The organism is Chitinophaga sp., assembly GCF_039596455.1.
GTDB lineage: Bacteria > Bacteroidota > Bacteroidia > Chitinophagales > Chitinophagaceae > Chitinophaga.
Map to the genome: position 1 here is coordinate 365,964 of NZ_JBCNJR010000001.1, position 19,944 is coordinate 385,907.

Annotated in this window: 18 protein-coding genes; 10 read left to right on the forward strand and 8 right to left on the reverse strand. The window is 53.5% G+C overall.

What is annotated here, in order from left to right; translation table 11 throughout:
- The first annotated feature begins 21 nt into the window (after nucleotides 1-21).
- From ABDW36_RS01395 to ABDW36_RS01425, 7 genes are all read left to right on the forward strand, one after another.
- Nucleotides 22-1,026, forward strand: a complete 1,005-nt coding sequence (locus ABDW36_RS01395) for an inorganic phosphate transporter (RefSeq protein ID WP_343700091.1) — start codon at nucleotides 22-24, stop codon at nucleotides 1,024-1,026.
- Between the two features lie 290 nt (nucleotides 1,027-1,316).
- On the forward strand, nucleotides 1,317-2,174 hold the full coding sequence (gene rfbA / locus ABDW36_RS01400) for a glucose-1-phosphate thymidylyltransferase RfbA (protein ID WP_343700092.1): 858 nt from the start codon (nucleotides 1,317-1,319) through the stop codon (nucleotides 2,172-2,174).
- A 26-nt stretch (nucleotides 2,175-2,200) separates the two neighbouring features.
- Nucleotides 2,201-3,232 carry a UDP-glucose 4-epimerase GalE gene (galE, locus tag ABDW36_RS01405; RefSeq protein ID WP_343700093.1) on the forward strand — a complete coding sequence of 344 codons (1,032 nt, stop codon included), beginning with the start codon at nucleotides 2,201-2,203 and terminating at the stop codon, nucleotides 3,230-3,232.
- Between the two features lie 42 nt (nucleotides 3,233-3,274).
- Nucleotides 3,275-4,237: a transketolase C-terminal domain-containing protein gene (locus ABDW36_RS01410; protein ID WP_343700094.1), complete on the forward strand. Its 963-nt coding sequence runs from the start codon at nucleotides 3,275-3,277 to the stop codon at nucleotides 4,235-4,237.
- Between the two features lie 167 nt (nucleotides 4,238-4,404).
- The gene (locus ABDW36_RS01415) at nucleotides 4,405-4,956 is read left to right on the forward strand and encodes a sigma-70 family RNA polymerase sigma factor (RefSeq protein ID WP_343700095.1); all 552 of its coding nucleotides are present in this window, start codon (nucleotides 4,405-4,407) and stop codon (nucleotides 4,954-4,956) included.
- Between the two features lie 36 nt (nucleotides 4,957-4,992).
- Nucleotides 4,993-5,613: a hypothetical protein gene (locus ABDW36_RS01420; protein ID WP_343700096.1), complete on the forward strand. Its 621-nt coding sequence runs from the start codon at nucleotides 4,993-4,995 to the stop codon at nucleotides 5,611-5,613.
- 5 nt (nucleotides 5,614-5,618) lie between these two features.
- Nucleotides 5,619-6,125, forward strand: coding sequence for a hypothetical protein (locus ABDW36_RS01425; RefSeq protein ID WP_343700097.1), 507 nt, complete (start codon nucleotides 5,619-5,621; stop codon nucleotides 6,123-6,125).
- Between the two features lie 4 nt (nucleotides 6,126-6,129).
- On the opposite strand, the gene ABDW36_RS01430 is transcribed toward ABDW36_RS01425, so the two are convergent.
- From ABDW36_RS01430 to purD, 7 genes are all read right to left on the reverse strand, one after another.
- Nucleotides 6,130-6,879, reverse strand: coding sequence for an MBL fold metallo-hydrolase (locus ABDW36_RS01430; protein ID WP_343700098.1), 750 nt, complete (start codon nucleotides 6,877-6,879; stop codon nucleotides 6,130-6,132).
- Nucleotides 6,880-6,895: 16 nt separating this feature from the next.
- Nucleotides 6,896-8,182, reverse strand: coding sequence for a rod shape-determining protein RodA (rodA, locus tag ABDW36_RS01435; protein WP_343700099.1), 1,287 nt, complete (start codon nucleotides 8,180-8,182; stop codon nucleotides 6,896-6,898).
- A gap of 8 nt (nucleotides 8,183-8,190) precedes the next feature.
- The gene (mrdA, locus tag ABDW36_RS01440; protein WP_343700100.1) at nucleotides 8,191-10,155 is read right to left on the reverse strand and encodes a penicillin-binding protein 2; all 1,965 of its coding nucleotides are present in this window, start codon (nucleotides 10,153-10,155) and stop codon (nucleotides 8,191-8,193) included.
- A gap of 29 nt (nucleotides 10,156-10,184) precedes the next feature.
- Nucleotides 10,185-10,694: a rod shape-determining protein MreD gene (locus ABDW36_RS01445; RefSeq protein ID WP_119078105.1), complete on the reverse strand. Its 510-nt coding sequence runs from the start codon at nucleotides 10,692-10,694 to the stop codon at nucleotides 10,185-10,187.
- Nucleotides 10,691-11,596, reverse strand: a complete 906-nt coding sequence (gene mreC / locus ABDW36_RS01450) for a rod shape-determining protein MreC (protein ID WP_343700101.1) — start codon at nucleotides 11,594-11,596, stop codon at nucleotides 10,691-10,693. Before mreC ends, ABDW36_RS01445 begins: the two co-directional genes overlap by 4 nt.
- Nucleotides 11,597-11,663: 67 nt before the next feature.
- Nucleotides 11,664-12,686 carry a rod shape-determining protein gene (locus ABDW36_RS01455; RefSeq protein ID WP_119078103.1) on the reverse strand — a complete coding sequence of 341 codons (1,023 nt, stop codon included), beginning with the start codon at nucleotides 12,684-12,686 and terminating at the stop codon, nucleotides 11,664-11,666.
- Nucleotides 12,687-12,839: 153 nt separating this feature from the next.
- Nucleotides 12,840-14,120 (reverse strand): phosphoribosylamine--glycine ligase, encoded by a 1,281-nt coding sequence (purD, locus tag ABDW36_RS01460; RefSeq protein WP_343700102.1) that lies wholly within the window; start codon nucleotides 14,118-14,120, stop codon nucleotides 12,840-12,842.
- 197 nt (nucleotides 14,121-14,317) lie between these two features.
- Here purD and ABDW36_RS01465 point away from each other — a divergent pair, with 197 nt between their 5' ends.
- The 3 genes from ABDW36_RS01465 (at nucleotide 14,318) to ABDW36_RS01475 (ending at nucleotide 18,758) form a co-directional block, all read left to right on the forward strand.
- On the forward strand, nucleotides 14,318-16,024 hold the full coding sequence (locus ABDW36_RS01465; RefSeq protein ID WP_343700103.1) for a peptide MFS transporter: 1,707 nt from the start codon (nucleotides 14,318-14,320) through the stop codon (nucleotides 16,022-16,024).
- Nucleotides 16,025-16,169: 145 nt separating this feature from the next.
- On the forward strand, nucleotides 16,170-18,227 hold the full coding sequence (locus ABDW36_RS01470) for an OPT/YSL family transporter (RefSeq protein ID WP_343700104.1): 2,058 nt from the start codon (nucleotides 16,170-16,172) through the stop codon (nucleotides 18,225-18,227).
- Between the two features lie 21 nt (nucleotides 18,228-18,248).
- Entirely contained in the window at nucleotides 18,249-18,758 is a 510-nt protein-coding gene (locus ABDW36_RS01475; RefSeq protein ID WP_343700105.1) for a hypothetical protein, read from the forward strand.
- A gap of 166 nt (nucleotides 18,759-18,924) precedes the next feature.
- Here ABDW36_RS01475 and ABDW36_RS01480 read toward each other — a convergent pair whose 3' ends face one another.
- Nucleotides 18,925-19,845, reverse strand: coding sequence for a trypsin-like peptidase domain-containing protein (locus ABDW36_RS01480; RefSeq protein WP_343700106.1), 921 nt, complete (start codon nucleotides 19,843-19,845; stop codon nucleotides 18,925-18,927).
- Nucleotides 19,846-19,944: the final 99 nt, after the last annotated feature.

The window sequence follows — 19,944 nt, forward strand, 5'->3', positions numbered from 1 at the left end:
TGAGCGAAATATATTCCTGTCATGGTCTTTCTTGTTATTATCATCATACTGGCATTCATTTTTGATTATATCAACGGTTTTCACGATGCGGCCAACTCCATTGCCACCATTGTGTCTACCAAGGTGCTGACGCCTTTTCAGGCGGTGCTGTGGGCGGCATTGTTCAATTTTGCGGCTTTTTTTGTGTCCAAGTACATTTACGGGGAGTTCAAGGTGGGTAATACCATTGCCAAATCTGTATTTGAGCAGTTCATTACCCTGAAGGTGATCTTCTCCGGGCTGATCGCGGCCATTACCTGGAACCTGCTGACCTGGTGGTACGGCATCCCTTCCAGCTCCTCCCACACCCTGATAGGCGGCTTCATAGGCGCTGCAGTAGCCAATGCGGGCGGGTCTTTTGACGTGATCAACTATGCCAAGGTATTGCCTACCGTATATTTCATTGTGCTGGCGCCCTTCATAGGCATGGTGGTGGCCTTTATTATCACCGTATTGATCGTGAACATCTGTAAAAAGGCCAACCCCTACCGGGCAGACAACTGGTTCAAACGCCTGCAGCTGGTATCTTCAGCGGCCTTTAGCCTTGGCCACGGCGGTAATGACGCCCAGAAAGTAATGGGTATTATTGCAGCGGCCATGGTGGCTCACGGCAGCATAGGCAATCTGAAAGACGTGCCGGACTGGGTGCCCTTTGCCTGCTTCACCGCTATAGGCCTGGGTACGCTCAGCGGCGGCTGGAAAATTGTGAAAACGATGGGTACCCGCATTACCAAGGTAACACCGCTGGAAGGCGTGAGCGCGGAAACCGCCGGCGCCATTACCCTTTATATGACGGAAAGCTTCGGCATACCGGTGAGCACTACGCATACCATTACCGGCTCCATCATTGGCGTGGGCGCTACCAAAAGGCTGTCTGCCGTTCGCTGGGGGGTTACCGTTAACCTGCTCTGGGCCTGGATACTCACCATTCCCATCAGTGCATTGCTGGCAGCGGCAGTGTTCTTTATTGTAAACTTATTTGTTTAATTTTTTTCATACTATTGTAAAGGCGGCCTAATATGGGCCGCCTTTTTTGCGCGAGGCTATTACATAAGCAAAACTTATAATACCATACGGTCAATACCCTGTTTACACCCTGCCTTGACCCTGTCTTGCCCCTGCTTACAACATTAACCCAGGGTGTAAACAGGGTCAAGACAGGGTGTAAGCAGGGTAGCACGGGGCAATGATGTATTTTTATATTTTTAAACCAAATATCTAGGGCAAATAGGAAAGACCTCCTATTTTTGTGCCTCCAAACCTAATCTATAGTATTCATGAAGGGAATTATCCTTGCAGGCGGGTCTGGTACCAGGCTGCACCCCATCACCTACGCCATCAGCAAACAGATTATGCCTGTTTATGACAAGCCGATGATCTATTACCCTCTTTCCACGCTCATGCTGGCGGGTATCAAGGAAATCCTTATTATCAGCACCCCGCACGATCTGCCGGCCTTCCGGCGGCTGTTCGGAGACGGCAGCCAGTACGGCCTGAAGCTCTCCTATGCAGAGCAGGCGGTGCCTAACGGGCTGGCACAGGCCTTTGTGATAGGAAAAGAATTTATAGGGAAAGACAATGTGGCCCTGGTGCTGGGAGACAATATATTTTACGGCGCCGGCCTGGGCACCCAGCTGGCTAACAATGTAAACCCGGAGGGGGGCATTGTGTACGCCTACCAGGTGTCTGACCCTGAGCGGTACGGCGTGGTCGAGTTCGATGCCGATATGCACGCCGTTTCCATAGAGGAAAAACCGCTGCAGCCCAAATCCAACTATGCGGTGCCCGGCCTGTATTTTTACGATAATGAGGTAGTTTCTATCGCTGAACACTTGCAGCCCAGCCCCCGCGGGGAATACGAGATCACAGACGTAAACCGGGAATACCTGAAAAGAGGCAAGCTGAAAGTATCCATATTGCCGCGCGGCACCGCCTGGCTGGATACCGGCACGTTCGATTCGCTGATGCAGGCCTCCCAGTTTGTGCAGGTCATAGAGCAACGGCAGGGCATCAAAATAGCCTGCATTGAAGAAATTGCCTACAGGAAAGGTTTTATTGGCCGGGAGCAGCTGGAAAAGCTGGCCGCCCCACTGGTAAAAAGCGGCTACGGCGCGTACCTCATGAACCTGATTTAATCAACAAAAAATATTAACTACTCAGTATGCAAAAAGTTCTTGTAACGGGAGGATGCGGATACATAGGGGCCCATACCATCGTAGACCTGATCAACAACGGTTTTGACGTGGTGAATGTGGACAACAACATACGTAGCACTACCAGGCTGCTGGAGGGCGTGGAACAGATCACCGGCAAAAAGGTGCGCAATTACAAGGTAGACCTTTGCAACCTGGAAGACACGCATGCCGTGTTTCACGAAAACCGGGATATTGTGGGCGTTATCCATTTTGCGGCGCTCAAAAGCGTGGGAGAGTCTGTACATGAGCCCCTGATGTACTTCCAGAACAACCTCACTTCCCTGGTGAACGTGCTGAAATGCGTAAAGGAATTTAACATCCCCAACTTCGTGTTCTCTTCCTCCTGCTCCGTGTACGGCAATACCACCGCCCTGCCCGTAGTGGAGGAAACGCCGCTGGGTGAGGCCCAGTCTCCCTACGCCCGTACCAAACAGATGGGCGAGCAGATCATAGAAGATTTCAGCCGGGTAAACACTACGCAATCCATCCTGCTCCGTTACTTCAACCCTGTAGGCGCACATCCCTCCGCCCTTATAGGAGAGCTGCCCCTGGGCAAGCCGGACAACCTGGTGCCGGTTATTACACAAACCGCTATCGGCAAGCTGCCGAAAGTGACGGTATTCGGCACCAACTACGATACGCGGGACGGTTCCTGCATACGTGACTACATTCATGTAACAGACATTGCCAACGCCCATACCAAGGCGCTGCAATACCTGCTGGAAAAACGCAACGAGAGCAACCTCGAAGTGTTCAACCTGGGCACCGGTACAGGCGTTACCGTGCTGGAGGCCATCAAGGCGTTTGAAAAAATATCCGGCATGAAGCTGAACTACGAACTGGGAGAGCCGCGCCCGGGCGATGTGATAGCCATCTATGCCAACAACACCAAAGCCCGCGCAAAACTGGGCTGGGAGCCCAAGTCTGGTATTGAAGACATGATGCGTACGGCCTGGCAGTGGGAAGTAGCGCTGCGGGACAGGGTTTTAAACAATTAAAATTTTTATTTTACTAGCTTTGCGGCACAAATATCAGGCACTATGGTAAAAGACATACAGATACTGAACGAAAAGGAAACCCGCGGCGGTTTTGGCGAAGGCATACTGGAAGCCGGCCGGAGAAACCCCAATGTGGTGGCCCTCACGGCAGACCTGCTGGGCTCCCTCAAATTGCAGGCTTTCATCAAGGAATTTCCTGACCGCTTTGTACAGTGCGGCATAGCCGAAGCCAACATGATAGGTGTGGCGGCAGGCATGACCATTGGCGGTAAGATCCCTTACACCACCACTTTTGCCAACTTCTCCACCGGCCGCGTGTATGACCAGATCCGCCAGTCTGTTGCCTACTCCGGCAAAAACGTGAAGATCTGCGCCTCCCATGCCGGCCTCACCCTGGGTGAAGACGGCGCCACTCACCAGATACTGGAAGATATTGGCATGATGAAGATGCTGCCCGGCATGACGGTGATCGTTCCGTGTGACTTCAACCAGACCAAAGCCGCTACCATAGCTATTGCCGACCATGAAGGCCCGGTTTACCTGCGCTTCGGCCGCCCCAAATGGCCCAATTTCACCCCTGAAAACCAGGAGTTCCAGATTGGCAAAGCCCAGGTGCTCAATGAGGGTACAGACATTACCCTGTTTGCCTGCGGCCACCTGGTGTGGAAATGCGTGGAAGCCGGCCGCATACTGGAAGAGAAAGGCTACAGCGTAGAGCTGATCAATATACATACCATCAAGCCGCTGGATGAGGAAGCTGTGCTGAAATCCATCACCAAAACCCGCTGCGCCGTTACCGCTGAAGAGCATAACGTGCTGGGCGGCCTGGGAGACAGCATTGCACAGGTTGCGGCCCGCCACCTGCCCATTCCCATTGAATACATCGGCACCAAAGATACTTTTGGCGAAAGCGGCAAACCTACTGACCTGCTCACCAAATACGGGCTGGATACGCCTGATATTGTGGCGGCGGCAGAAAAGGTGCTGGCCAGGAAAAAAGGTTAAAATTTACAGACGGATTAAACTTTCCGGCACAAAAACCATCCTAGTGATGGTTTTTGTTGTTTTGGGGGATGCTGGTGGCGGTATTGGGCCGGTTGCACAATAATTCATATATTTATTCTATGCATCCGTCCATTACGGTCATTTCATACAATACTGTTTAACCGCCTATGGCTGTAACGCAAGAAGATAAAGAACTACTGGCACTTTATGGGCATCCGGATACAAAAGAAAGGGGGTTTACGCTAATTGTACGGAAATACCAGGAAAGGCTCTACTGGCACGTTCGCCGGCTGGTGATAGACCATGAAGATGCCAATGACGTGCTGCAGAATGTGTTCATAAAAATGTGGAAAGGCCTGGAAGGTTTCCGGGAAGATGCACGCCTGTATACCTGGCTGTATAAAATTGCTACCAACGAAAGTCTCAGCTTCCTGGAGCAGCAAAAAAGAAAATCCGCCATCTCGCTGTCTGACGTAGAAACCGGACTTAGCAACAAACTGCAGGCAGATAGTCACTATGACGCCAATAAGATAGAATGGAAATTACAGAAAGCCATCCTGGGCCTGCCTGAAAAACAACGCGCGGTATTCAGCCTGCGGTATTACGAAGAAATGCCATATGACGAAATGAGCCGGGTGCTTGACACTTCGGAGGGCGCGTTGAAGGCGTCTTACCACCATGCAGTGAAAAAGGTGGAGGAATTTTTGAAAAATAACTGACATTAAACCATCCCCGGCAATACGGGTCTTACTATCATGATGCACGAAGAGAATGACATAGCGAAAGAACTGCGGGACATAGCTCCCGCGCTGGAGCACCTGGGCGGGCATCCGCACTTTGACGTGCCGGTAAGATATTTTGACGCCTTCCCGGTACAACTGATGGAGCGCATCAGGGCCATGGAAAACAGCAGCGCGGTAACGGAAGAACTGGAACAGCTCTCTCCCCTGCTGGCCGGCGTTTCCCGGGAAACGCCCTTTACCGTGCCGGAAAAGTACTTTAAAGGGCTCACGGAACAGGTGGTAAAAGAAAAGAACGCGGCCGGAGAAGGCCGCGTGGTAAAAATGGGGCGCCGCCTCAAACTGTTCAAACAATGCCTGGCCGCCGCCAGCATTGCGGGCCTCATAGCGGTGAGCGCCGTGCTCATCTCCCGCTCGCTCAGCGGCTCTTCGATGGACAGGATGATGGCCAAAATCAGCGACCAGGAAATTGAAGAATACCTGACCTACCATACCGATGCATTTGATAATGAACATATCTTTACCAATGTATCCCTGGAGGGGGAAATGCCTTCGGTGCTGCCGGAGGACCTGTCTTCCAAAGAAATAGACAATTTATTGGAAGATAATCTGTTACAAGACGACTCTGTTAATTGAAACTCATGATGAAGCGAAGTAGCAAGCTGATACGGGCAGTGATAGTTTTTTTATGCATGGCGGTATCTTCCACCGGCAGCCTGCTGGCGCAGGATGCGGACCAGAGTGACGCTGCCTCCAAGCAGGACAAGATCAAAGCCCTGGAAATAGCCTATATCTCCAAAGAGCTGGACCTTACGCCGGAAGAAGCCCAAAAATTCTGGCCCGTATATAACAAATACTCCAGGGAAGTGAACACCCTGATAGCGGAACGCAAAAAGAAGAACCAGGAGCTGAAAGGCAAACCCCGCACAGATGCTGCAGCCACTGCTACGCTTGACAAGGAGCTGGATTATGAAAAGAAAATGCTGGAGATCAAGACGCGTTACCGCCAGGAGTTCAGCAAAGTGCTCCCGGCCCGCAAGGTGGGCAACCTCTACCGCGCGGAAAGAGAGTTCCGGGGCATGATGATCCGCCAGCTAAAAGAACGGAAAGATAACCGCATGATGCGCGGCCGCGGCCGCCAGCAATAGCCGCCTACTCAAACTTCGTGGTGGGCAGCCTGGTATCGTGATAGAACAAAAACGTCCATCCTGCTGCTTTTCCCCTTTCCATATACTGCTGCCGCAACTCCATGGTACGTTTGCCGTCATAATCATACTTGGCCACAAAGCGGCTCTTCATCATAGAGATCTGCGGCGCCTCATCTCCCCCGAAAAACACCTTGTCTTTCCCGTCATCTATCAAAAACACCTGGTGGTAAGGGCAATGCCCCCCGCTGAACTCGTAATGGATATACCCGTCTATAGTGCCGCTGCCTTCCAGGAACACCACATTGTCACGTTTAGCCAGCAGGTCTACTTCTTTGGCCAGGTATGATTTGCCGTCTTGCTCAAAAGCATAGTCAAGCTCCTTGCGGCTTACATAATAGGTAGCATGCGGGAAGGAAAGGCTGCGCTCCCCGGTTACCACATCCTCCACACTGACACCGCCGGCGTGGTCTTTATGCAGGTGGCTCATCAGCACTTTGGTTACTTCCATAGGGTTGATGCCCTGGTCTATCAGGTTCTGGTGCAGCTGCAGCACCCCGTCCGGGTTGCGGAAGCCCAGGCCGGTATCAAGCAGCAATATGTCTTTGTCTGTGATGACGAGGAAGGGTTGTATCTCCACCAGCAGGGAGCCGGCGGGCCTGTCTTTGAGTACGTCTTTGCGCTCGTCAAAAGGAACAAAACGTTTGGTTCCGTCTACTGTGAAACTGCCTTCAGACAGCGGGATGATTCTTGCCATCCTGCAAAAGTAGGGCTTATCTCAATACCATTTGCCTGTCTGCGTCCAGCCGGAGCATAATGAAAATAAGCATGGTAAAGGTCATCAGCGAAGAACCGCCGTAGCTCACCAGTGGCAGGGGAATGCCTATTACCGGCGCCAGGCCTATGGTCATGGCGATGTTGATGAAGAGATGGAAAAAGATGATGCTGGCCACCCCGTAGGCGTATACGCGGCTGAAGGTAGAGCGTTGCCGCTCCGCAATAAAAATGATCCGGAAAAGCAGGGCCACATAAAGGCCAATGAAGATGATGCTGCCCATAAAGCCGAAATCTTCCCCGATGGTGCAGAAAATGAAGTCTGTACTTTGCTCCGGCACAAAGTCGAAGCGGGTTTGCGTGCCCTTGAGGTACCCTTTGCCCCAAAAGCCCCCGGAGCCAATGGCAATCATGCTCTGGCGGGTATTGTAGGTGGCCTTGGGGTCGTTCTCCTTGCCCAGCATTACTTCAATACGGCGTACCTGGTAGTCTTTCAGCACTTTGGTAAAAACAAAGGGCACCACAGCCATCACAAAGGCGGAGCAGAAAGCCCAGATAGACAGTATGAGCACCAGCCGGGAGCGCTTGCGCCTGATCTCCCGCCGGCTGAAATAGATCACCAGCGCCGTGATGCCGGTAAAGATGTAAAAGAGGATGTATTTATCTACCAGCAATGCGGACAGTACGAGTATGATGCCGGAGAAGGCTATCACCAGAATGATGCCGGGCAGGCCTTCGCGGAACATGACCAGGAAGAACGCAAAGTACACCAATGCCAGGCCGGTTTCATCCTGCAGAATGATAATGGCGCAGGGAGCCAGTACCATGGCCGATGCAATGAGCCGGGAACGCATCTTGGTAAAGTCCGTTTCCATGGAAGACAGGTACTTGGCCAGCGCCAGGTTGGTACACAGCTTGGTAAATTCCGCGGGCTGAAAACGGAAGCCGCCCAGCTCCAGCCAGGAGTTGGAGCCCTTTACACCGGTACCGATGGCCAGTACCAGCAGCAGCAGCAATATACCGAAGGCGTAAAGGAGATTGGCCGTGGCGGTGAAGAACTTGCTGTCTGTTAACCATATGCCCGTAGCCAGCACTATAGACACGCCAAACCACAGCACCTGCCTTGCCCAGTTTTTGTTCTGAGACAGCAGGTTCTGCACAATATTATCTCCCTCCCGGTACTCAGCCGCAAAAATGGCCAGGAAGCCGATGAATACCAGCGCCAGGTAGAGCCCGAAAATGGGCCAGTCAATGCCTGCTGTGAGTTTCGCTTGTGGGCGGTTCATTGTATGGTTTAGTTAGCTATTATTTTCCTTAATAAATCGTCTCCCTGGGCGGCGGAATAATTCACCTTGTTCAATGAGTCCAGTTTTGATTTGGCGCGCATTTCGGAAGACATGGTCACGGTTTCCATCATTCTTTGCAGGATGGGCCGGCGCTTGGCGGAAATGGTATCCGTGAGGTACTTTTCCATCAGGATGCTGGCAATGGGTACGGCGTAAGTGCTGCCGAAGCCGGCATTCTCCACCACTACCGCTATAGCGATCTTGGGATCGTCTTTCGGCGCAAAGCCTACAAACAGGGAGTGGTCTTTCAGCTGCACAATTTTCCCGTTGATCCTGGCCTTGTTTTCAGCCGTGCCGGTCTTGCCGCATACGGCAACACCTTCAATCTGCGCTCCGCGGGCGGTGCCGTGCGTCACCACATCTTCCATACCCAATACCACGGAGCTGAACGCTTCGTCAGATATATGCGCTACGGAGTGTTTCTCCTTGTATTTCTTCAGGATGTCTGAGTTATCTCCATCTATGCTCTCCACAAAATGCGGCAGGTAATAGTGCCCCCTGTTGGCGAGAATGCACATGGCGTTGGCCAGCTGCAGCGGCGTAACGCCCAGCAGGCCCTGGCCCATGCCTACGTATACTTCAGAGCAGGAGTTCCACTGGCCGCGGTAGCGGTAATTCATCCGGCTTGTATCCGGTACAATGCCTCTTGCTTCACTGGGAATATCTACGCCCAGGCGCACCCCGAACCCCATGGCATTCAGGTACTCCGTCCATTTGGCCTGCCCCTTCATCGTGCCGCCCCATTTGGCATTGTCTACAGACAGGCGGTACAGGTGCATAAAATAAGCGTTGCAGGAGTTGGCCATAGCCGTCCGCATATTGGCGGCGTGGCCCGGGTTGCTGTGCGTGCACCTGATAAAGCGGCCGCACTGCGCGTAGCCGCCATGGCATGGGTACCCGAAGCTGGGGGTGATCACCCCTTCGTCCAGCGCAATCAGGCCGGTGATGGGCTTGAAGGTTGAACCAGGCGGGTACATGGCTTGTATGGCCCTGTTATACAACGGACTGGTGGTGTCCTGATAGAGCTTGTTGAAGTTCTGCCCGCGGTACGAACCTGAAAGGAGGTTCGGGTCAAAGGTGGGGCCGCTCACCATGGTAAGGATGCCGCCCGTTTTAGGGTCTATGGCCACTATGCTGCCCACCTTGCCCTGCATCATTCTTTCACCCAATACCTGCAGCTCAATATCCAGCGCCAGGCGGAGATTTTTACCGGCAATGGCGGCGGTATCGAACTCGCCGTTTTCCAGCGAGCCCTGGGGGCGGTTCAGGTTGTCTTTTACCAGGTATTGTATACCGCGCTGGCCCATCAGGATGCTCTCATAGGTATTTTCCAGCCCGGTGCGGCCCAGGTAGTCTCCCTGCTGGTAAGCGCTCCACCGGCCCAGGCTGTCTGCCAGCAGGGAGGGCGGAATTTCGCTGATGTAGCCCAGGAAGCTGGCCCCCACCCCGTAGGTGTAGGAACGTACCGGCCGCAATACCAGCTCAAAACCTGGCTGGAACATATACATGCTTTCCTGCAGCTTGCCGTACATATCCTGCGGCAGCAGGCTGGCAAATACGGAGGGGCGCACCCGGCCTTCCTTGTTGATGGCGCGGGCAATCCGTTTCCGGAACTCCTCCATGTCTATCTGCAGAATTTCGCAGAGGTAGGCCGTATCTATTTTTTTAACGTTGGCAGGCGTCACCATCAGGTCATACAACGCTTCGTTGCGCAGCACGGCCCTCCCGTGGCGGTCATAAATAATGCCGCGGCTGGGGTAGATCACTTTGCGCAGGTGCGCGTTGGCGTCTGCCAGCTTGGAATATTTGGTTTCCACTACCTGCAGAAAAAACAGCCTCATCACGATGAGAGACACCATGCCAAGGAAGATCAGTTGGATTACTCTTTTTCTGGGCTGATTATAAACAGACATGCAGGTATCGAAATTAAATAATTATACGCTCATTTCCTGCTGAAGAACAGCAACTCATAAATCAGTACCAGCACAAGGCTGGCGGCTGTAGACAGCAATATTTTCATCAACAGGTACAGGGGGTCTGCAAAGCTGAAAACAGACAGGCAAAAATAGGCAATGTTGTGCAGCAGTACGAGCACTGATACATAAATGGCAAACTGAGACAGGCCCATGCTGGTAACGGAAGGCGTGCGCTGGGTTACCTCAAAGCCGCCCTGGGGCGAGAGGATGTTGAGCACAAACGGGCGCAGGTAGGCAATGAATACGCAGGCCGCCGCATGGATGCCCATGGTATCAGAAAACATATCCAGCGTGATGCCCAGTAAAAAACCCAGCAGCTGCAAGGCAGGGCGGGGCAGGTTAAAGGGCAGCAGCAGAATGAAGAGCATGTACAGGTAAGGGTTTACCAGCTGGTGTATGAGTATCTGGTCCAGCACTAACACCTGGAACAGTATCAGCAATACAAAACGGATGATATTTTTTAACAGTACGCTCATTTCAGCAGGTTGCGTGTAGAGTCTTCCAGCCTGGTCTGCTCGTCTCGCAGCAGGTTTTCGATCACGTACACATATTGCAGGTTGTAAAAGTTAGTGGCAAATTTCAGGCGGATGTCGTACGAAGTGCTGGACTTGTCAGACAGGTAAAAAGTATCGATGTACCCGATGGCCAGGTTTTCCGGGAACACGGCGGAGAAGCCGCTGGTGATCACGGTGTCTCCCTTGTGCAGTTTGGCGCTCCGGGGTACGTCTCTCATCTGGCCAATGGCGGCATTGCGCCCGTTCCAGTACACGGTGCCTATTTCGCCGCTGCTTCTCAGCTTGGCGCTGAACCCGAAGTTGCTGCCGGCGGAGGCGCCGCTTGACTTGTACAGCATGGAAATAACCACCGCATAGTTCTCGCTCACGCTGCGCACCACGCCCACAACGCCGTTTGGCCCTATTACGCCCATGTTGGGGCGGATGCCGTCTTTGCTGCCCCGGCGGATGGTGATGGTATTGATTTCCCGGTTTACGGAATTGTTGATCACTTTGGCCTCCCGGTAGAGGAACTTGCGCACTTCGGTGCTCAACAGCTTGCGGGTGGTGTCATTACTGTATTTCCGGAGCGTGTCGAACTTCACGAAAGAGGTAGTGTCCCGTACGTCAAAGCTGGTGGCCAGCTCGCTGTGCAGGCGCAGGTTCTCTTTCACCAGGCTGTCGTTCGTAGCTTTAAGATGGAAATAGTATTGTACATCGTTATACCGGGAGTATAACTTGCCGCTCAGGCCGTTGGAGGAGTTGAGGTATACGGTACGCTGGAAATTGTTGTTGCGGAACACGAATACAAAGCAAATCACTTCCAGCAGCAGAAACAGAAAGAAGTTGAAATACCGCCTTAAGAAAATGATCAGATTTCGCACTTGATTCGAGTCTTGGATTCCGGTTTCAGTCCCCTGCAGCCGGGGCGGCAGGGGACTGTACTAAGTTTTATTGCATCAGGAAAGGATATTTGCCGATGTGTTTCAGGGCAATGCCGGTGCCTCTTACCACGGCACGCAGCGGGTCATCTGCTACGTGAACGGGGAGTTTGATCTTCTGGGACAGGCGTTTGTCAAGCCCGCGCAGCAGGGCGCCGCCACCGGTGAGGTAGAGGCCGCGGCGGTAAATATCGGAAGCCAGCTCGGGGGGCGTTGTTTCCAGCGCTTTCAGGATGGCTTCCTCTATTTTGAAGATGGATTTGTCCAGCGCTTCGGCAATTTCCTGGTAAGATACCATGATCTGTTTCGGGATACCTGTTACCAGGTCACGGCCGTTCACGGGAATATCGTCCGGCGGATTGTCAAGCTCCTTCAGGGCTGAACCGATCTGTATCTTGATCTGTTCTGCCGTTCTTTCACCGATCAGCAGGCTGTGGTAGCGGCGCAGGGCTTCCATGATGTCTGCCGTGAACTCGTCACCGGCAATACGGATGCTCTGGTCACACACAATACCGGCCAGGGCTATCACCGAAATACCGGTGGTGCCACCGCCTATGTCAATGATCATGTTACCCACCGGTTCTTCCACGTCTATGCCAATACCCAGGGCAGCGGCCATGGGCTCATGGATCAGGTATACTTCCTTGGCTCCCGCCTGCTCCGCAGAGTCACGCACGGCGCGTTTTTCCACTTCCGTAATGCTGGAAGGGATGCAGATCACCATTTTCCAGCTGGGGGCAAATAACGGCTTCTTGGGGTACACCATCTTGATCAGCTCCCGAAGCATGCCTTCAGCGGCGTTGAAATCGGCTATCACGCCGTCTTTCAGGGGACGGATGGTACGCAGGTACTCATGCGTTTTCTCGTGCATCATCATCGCCTTTTTACCAACCGCCACTATCTTCCCGCTGGCCCTTTCTATGGCCACAATGGAAGGTTCGTCTACCACCACCTGGTCATTGTGAATGATCAGCGTATTGGCTGTTCCAAGGTCTATTGCAATCTCCTGCGTTAAAAAGTTAAAGAAGCCCATTGTTTGATACGGTCAAAAATATTTGAATGCAAAAATGAATAATTCTAACGAATATACGATGCAATTATTGGATTATTCAAGCGGACCGCGGAATAAAATGCAGACAGTTACATTTTGCATATTTTCTCTATCCGTGAACCCTGAACGAAGTTGTCAGCTAACAAATTCATATCCAATATCTCTGCGGTAATACTTGCCCCCGAACTGTATCTGCTCTGCCGTTTGTTTGGAATGGGCAAGCGCCAGCTGCAAATCGCTTGCCAAAGATGTTACCGTGAGCACCCGCCCGCCATTGGTCAGCACTTTGCCGCCTTCTGCTTTGGTGCCCGCGTGAAACACCAGCTGGTCACGCGCAGGGGCGGGAATGGCCGTGATCTCCCTGCCTTTCTCATACGCTTCAGGGTAACCCTCGCTTACCAGCATAACCGTAGCCGCGGCGCGCGGGTCTTCAAACACCTTCACCGTATCCAGCGCCTGCTGCTGCACCGCTTCAAACAGCTCTACCAGGTCATTCTGCAGGCGGGGCATCACCACTTCCGTTTCGGGATCTCCCATGCGGCAGTTGTACTCAATTACAAAAGGCTCCCCTTCTACCTTGATGAGGCCGAAGAAGATGAAACCCTGGTAAACGATCTGCTCTTTGGCCAAACCTTCTACGGTTGGGCGTATAATGCGGTCTTCCACCAGTTGCATAAAGGCATCCGTAGCAAATGGCACGGGGGAAATGGCGCCCATGCCGCCCGTATTGAGGCCGGTATCTCCTTCACCAATTCGTTTGTAATCTTTGGCGGTGGGCAGTACCTGGTAGTTTTTACCGTCTGTGAGCACAAACACAGACAGTTCTATACCGGTCAGGAATTGTTCCACTACCACCTTCTTGCTGGCGTCACCAAACTTGGCGGCCTTGATCATTTCTTCAAACTCGGCCACCGCTTCATCATGTGAGCTGGTGATCACCACCCCTTTGCCGGCGGCCAGCCCGTCTGCCTTCAGTACAATAGGCAGGCTGTGCTGCCGCAGGTAGGCTACGCCTTCGTCAAAATTCTCTTCGCTGAACTCCCGGTATGCCGCCGTGGGAATGTTGTGCCGCTGCATGAACTGCTTGGCAAAGGCCTTGCTGCCTTCCAGCTGGGCGCCGGTTTGTGAGGGGCCCATCACCGGTATATGGCGCAGGGCTTCGTCTGCCTTGAAAAAATCGTACACGCCCTTTACCAGCGGCTCTTCAGAGCCCGGTATCAGCAGGTCTATCTTGTTCTCTATGCAGAAGGCCCTGATCTGTTCAAAATCACTTACGCCCATGTTCACGTTAGTGCCATGAGCTGATGTACCGGCATTGCCGGGGGCAATGAATAAGTTTGAACATGCTGCGCTCTGTGCCAATTTCCACGCCAGGGCATGTTCCCGGCCGCCGCTACCTAAGAGTAAAATGTTCATAATGGATTGAAACGTAATATTATGAGGGGAATCCGGCACATACAACGGGTAAGTGGCATGCCCGAAAATTTTTGCAAAGAAAGGCCAAAAAAGCCAGTTTTTTGATGCGGGATGCTGATTTTCTTTATCTTTCCGCCCTAATTTTTTGTTGAGCACTGCTTATTGTGAGAAAAACAGCTAATCTAAACTAACCATTTATGAATGCGAAGTCAACCTCGCCAGGCCATCCGAAGGGCTTGTACGTGTTGTTTGCCACGGAAATGTGGGAACGGTTCAACTATTATGGCATGCGTGCCATTCTGGTATTATTCCTTACCAAAGCGCTGGCTTTTGACAAGGCCTTTGCGTCCAGCCTGTATGGCAGCTATACCGGCCTTTCCTACCTGACGCCGCTGATCGGCGGTTTTGTGGCAGACCGTTACTGGGGCAACCGCCGCTCCATCATCATCGGCGGCCTGCTGATGGCCATCGGGGAGTTCATCCTGTTCGGCTGCGCATCGGTGTACAATACTTCGCAAGATCTTTCCACTTTCCTTTTCTTTTCCGGCCTGGGCTTTATGATTGCGGGCAACGGCTTCTTCAAGCCCAACATCTCTTCCATGGTAGGGCAGCTGTACCCTGAGGGAGACCGGCGGATAGATGCGGCCTACACCATTTTTTACATGGGCATCAACGTGGGCGGCGCCCTGGGGCCCGCTATCTGCGGCGCCGTAGGCGATACCGGCAACCCGGCAGACTTCAAATGGTCTTTTCTGGCCGCCGGCATAGCCATGACGCTGAGCGTGATCACCTTCCGCTGGCTGAAAGACCACTACATCCGCCGGCCAGACGGCAGCCCGCTGGGCATGCCCCCGGCCGAGGCCAAACAGGGGAAAGCGGGGCTGGTATACCTGGGCCTTTTCATTATGGCCTGCGCCATGATTGGCATGCTGTACATTGACGCCAAGGTAGCCCCATTCCTCACCTGGCTGCTGCTGCTATCTGTGATCGTTATTGCCGTCATGGTGTTCACAGACAAGAAGCTGACAACGGCCGAGAAGAAAAAGGTGCTGGTGGTGTTTATCGTGGCCTTTTTCGTGATCTTCTTCTGGACGGCCTTTGAGCAAGCCGGCGCTTCTCTCACCTTCTTCGCAGACGAACAAACCAACCGGGAATTGAACTGGAACATTCCGGTATGGCTCATCTCCGTAGTGTCTGCCGGTCTTCTTTACCTGATCTATAAAGCTTTTGTGGCCGCACGGAAGAACCTGCAAGGAGACCCTGCCGGCGTACGGGCCATTATTTATACATTGCTGGGCGCAGGCGCAGCTTACCTGCTTTACCTCAATGCCTCCCTTTACGCGGGAGGAGAAAGCGGTATTCCGCTGAAAGAACTGCCTGCCAGCACCTTCCAGTCTCTCAACTCCATTTTTGTGGTCACTTTCGCGCCTTTCTTTGCGTGGCTGTGGCTGAAACTGGGCAAATATGAACCCGCCCCTCCTACCAAAATGGCCTGGGGGCTGATGCTGCTGGCTATCGGATACCTGGTGATCGCCTTCGGCGTGAAAGATGTGCAGCCTGGGGTAAAAGTGACCATGATGTACCTGATAGGCATGTATGCCTTGCATACGTGGGGCGAACTTTGTCTCTCTCCCATTGGCCTGGCACTGGTAAACAAACTGGCGCCCGCTAAATTTGCCTCCCTGCTGATGGCGGTATGGTTCCTGGCCAATGCCATTTCTAACAAGCTGGCGGGCGAGCTGAGCGCCCTTTATCCGGACGGCACCAAGACTACTGTCTTCCTTGGCTACCATATGAGCACGCCTTACGAGTTCTTTATGCTTTTTGTGGTGATGGCAGGCGTAGCCTCCCTCATCCTGTTCGGGCTCACCAGATGGCTGCAGAAAATGATGAACGCACAATAAAAAACAAATGCGGGGCACCACAGCCCCGCATTTTTATTTATTTACGCACCACGAAAAAATACTATATTTAGGTATCGTGCTCCGGCCGGGGTCACCCGCCGCACCGTTATTTCAAAACAACAGAATTGCTGACAACCTCCCTCTTATGGCAGAAACCAAATTCAAACCTTTTGTTGCGCCTGAAGTAAAAATGAAAGAATTAACGCTGAAGTCCATCCTGCTGGGATGTATTGCCGGCGTGATCTTTGGCGCGGCCACCGTATACCTGGCCCTGAAGGCGGGCCTCACCGTATCCGCCTCTATCCCTATTGCCGTAATAGCTATTACGCTGGGACGGAAGTTCTTCAAAACCACCATTCTCGAAAACAACATCATTCAAACCACCGGTTCCGCCGGGGAGTCTATTGCCGCCGGGGTGGTGTTCACCCTGCCGGGCTTCCTCTTCCTCTCTGCCGGCAGCGGGGGAGATAGTTATTTTGACTACATCACCATATTGATACTGGCCATTTTCGGAGGCATACTGGGCACCCTGATGATGATACCGCTGCGGCGCTCCCTGATCGTAAAGGAGCATGATACGTTGCCCTACCCGGAAGGCACCGCCTGCGGCTCCGTGCTGAAAGCGGGCGAAAAAGGCGGGGAGTTTGCCAAAACGGCCTTCCTGGGGCTGGGTTTTGCACTGGTATATGCCATGCTGCAAAAGGTGCTGCACATTATTGCTGAAGTGCCGACGTTTATGACGAAGCAGGCTAACAAGATCTTTCCCTCCGCCAAAATCAGCGGGGAAATTACGCCTGAATACCTGGGCGTGGGTTACATCATAGGCCCCAAAATAGCCGGGGTGCTGGTAGCCGGCGGGGTGCTGGCATGGCTTTGCCTGATCCCGCTGCTGGCTTCGCTCATACCCGGCGAGATCATTGCGGCGCAGCTGGTGAAGCTGGGCCTGCTGGCCAACCTGGATACGGCAGGGGGCAGTGGCTCCTGGGACCCTGCAACCCGCACGTTCAGCGACTATTCCGCCGCCATCTACCAGGCCTACGTGAAACAAATAGGCGCGGGCGCAGTGGCGGCGGGCGGCTTCATCACCCTGCTCAAAACCATCCCCACCATTATCTCCTCTTTCCGGGACAGCCTCGGCTCTCTCAAGGAAAAAGGCGAAGAAGGCCAGGTGCCCAGAACGGAAAGAGACATTTCCTTCAAATTCGTGATCATTGGCAGCGTGGCGCTCATCCTGCTGATGGCCCTGCTGCCGCAGCTCCCCGGCGACTCCATCTGGAACAAGCTGCTGATAGGCCTGCTGGTGGTGGTCTTCGGCGCTTTCTTCGTAACCGTGAGCAGCCGCATCGTAGGCCTGATAGGCAGCAGCAACAACCCTATTTCCGGGATGACCATTGCTACCATCATGGGCACCTGCCTTATTTTCATTGCGGTGGGCTGGACGGGGAAAGTATTTGAGCCTATGGCACTGGTAGTAGGCGGCATGATCTGCATTGCGGCGGCCAACGCGGGCGCTACCTCGCAGGACCTGAAATCAGGCTACATTGTAGGCGCCACGCCGCGCAACCAGCAGATAGCCCTTTTCATCGGCGCCATTGTATCTTCTCTCGTCATCGGCTGGACGGTGCATATACTCGATACCCCCACCGCGGAAATGGCGGCGCAGGGAATCAAACATGCCATTGGCACGGAAAAATACGCCGCCCCGCAGGCCACGCTGATGGCCACCCTCGTTAAAGGCATCCTGTCATTCAACCTCGACTGGCAGTTTGTGCTCGTGGGCGTATTTATTGCCATCACCCTTGAACTCTGTGGCGTAAAATCACTATCTTTCGCCGTGGGCGCTTACCTGCCGTTATCTACCACCCTGCCTATATTTATTGGCGGTCTGATACGCGGCATAGTAGAGTGGAAGCAAAAACGCTCCGGCGTGAAGCTGACCGCCGAAGAGGAAGAGCTGGGCAAAGGCAACCTCTTTGCTACCGGCCTGGTGGCAGGCGGCGCAGTAGCCGGCGTAATTGTGGCTATTTTGTCTGTCAACGAAAGTGTTTCCAGCGGCCTTGCCAAAGTAAATGCAGAAGCGGGGCTGGCCGAAGCGCTGGGCCACGGCGGTTACCAGGTGCTGGGCGTACTGTTCTTTGCGGTGATGGGGTACACGCTCTACCGCATTGGCAGGCAGAAACAAACATCAATAGACAAGTTGTAAACGGATAAAAACTTATTTCCTATGCCAGGAAAATTATCCCTGATGGGGGTTTTGTGCGGCCTGATGCTGCTGGCCGCCTGCTCAGATGAAGCGGTGGAACCAAAACGGAAATTCATTTCTTTCAAGCTGGACAACGGCGTGCTGCTGTCCGAGCAGCGTAACAGCGCGTATTACATGCCCGGAGACCTGACGGACGCAGACCCGGCCAACGATTATTCACAACTGCTGGTGGCCGGCTACAGCTACGGGCAAGATGTGATCAACATCCGCGTGTTCAGTGACCAGCCGCAGATCACGCCCGGTGTGTACTCCAACATGATGGGCGGCACGGCCATGTTCCTGGAGGAAAAAGCTACTGGAGACCGGCTGGTAGCGGATGACAATTACGGCAGCATTACCGTGGTGATTCACCAGGTGCAGGATTCCCTGGCTATCGGTGAGTTTTCCGGCAACCTCGTCAATATGACGGACGGTTCCATCAAAGCCGTGAACGACGGGTATTTCAAGATGATCTACAAGAAGTTTCCGTAAGGCGGACTTTAAAAAGACGCTAATAAAAACGAGAAAGGCGCCTTCCCGGCGCCTTTCTCGTTTTGTGCTCACGCGTGGTTGCAACATTGCCAATCCATGCAGCGATGGCCGGATGAAGCGCATTATACGTTGCGGCCAGCCGCATTAGCGGCGTAACACCAGGCGCCTACGCCGCCTTCCGCGCCACCGGCGTTACCCTCAATTCTACCAGCCGGCTCTGCCTGATCACGCGGATGAACTGGAACTGGCCAATCTTTTCCCTGTCCAGCAGGCGGAACAATGCGTCTGAAGTTTCTACCGGCACATCGTTAAAAGACACCACAATGTCTCCGTCCGCAATGCCCGCCTTGCTGGCGGGACTGCCCGGTTCTACGCCGGTAACGAACAGCGCCGTTTTGTTCTTCAGCTCCAGGCCGCTGCGCAGCTTGGGCACCAGGTTGACCTGCTGCAGCAAAAGGCCCAGGTGTGCGCGGGTGACCCTGCCTGTTTGCATCAGCTCCGCCGCTATCAGCCGGGCCGTATCAATGCTGATCGCAAAACACAGCCCCTGCGCCCCGCGTATCATGGCGGTGTTCACGCCTACTACTTCTCCCTTGAAGTTGATCAGCGGGCCGCCGGAGTTGCCGGGGTTGAGGGCGGCATCCGTCTGTATCAGCCCCTCCATGGTACGGCCGGTTTCACTGCGCAGCGAGCGGCCCAGGGCGCTCACCACACCGGCGGTAACGGTATGCTGAAAACCCAGCGGGTTGCCAATGGCAATCACCAGCTGGCCTATCTGCAAAGCCGCCGCATGCCCAAGCTGGGCTACCTGGAAGTCGAACGCGGTAGATTTTAAAATGGCAATGTCCGTGTCAGGATCTTCCCCTGTCAGCGTAGCGGGGTACACGCTGCCGTCATGCAGCATTACATTGAAAGCGCTGCCGTTGTGCACTACGTGCGAGTTGGTGAAAAGATAACCGTCTGAAGAAAAAAAGAAGCCAGACCCGGTACCGGTTATCTTTCCATGGGCATCCAGCCGTTCTATTTTAACAACTGACCTGCCTGCGGCCTCTACCGCATGATGGATGATCTCGGAATAAGCATCCATGTTACCTCCTTCTTTAGTAAGGTACCTGATGCACAAAACAAGCCATTCCTGAAAATTGTCAATTTGACAGCGTGGTGTTGGCCGCCCTTCCGTAAATTG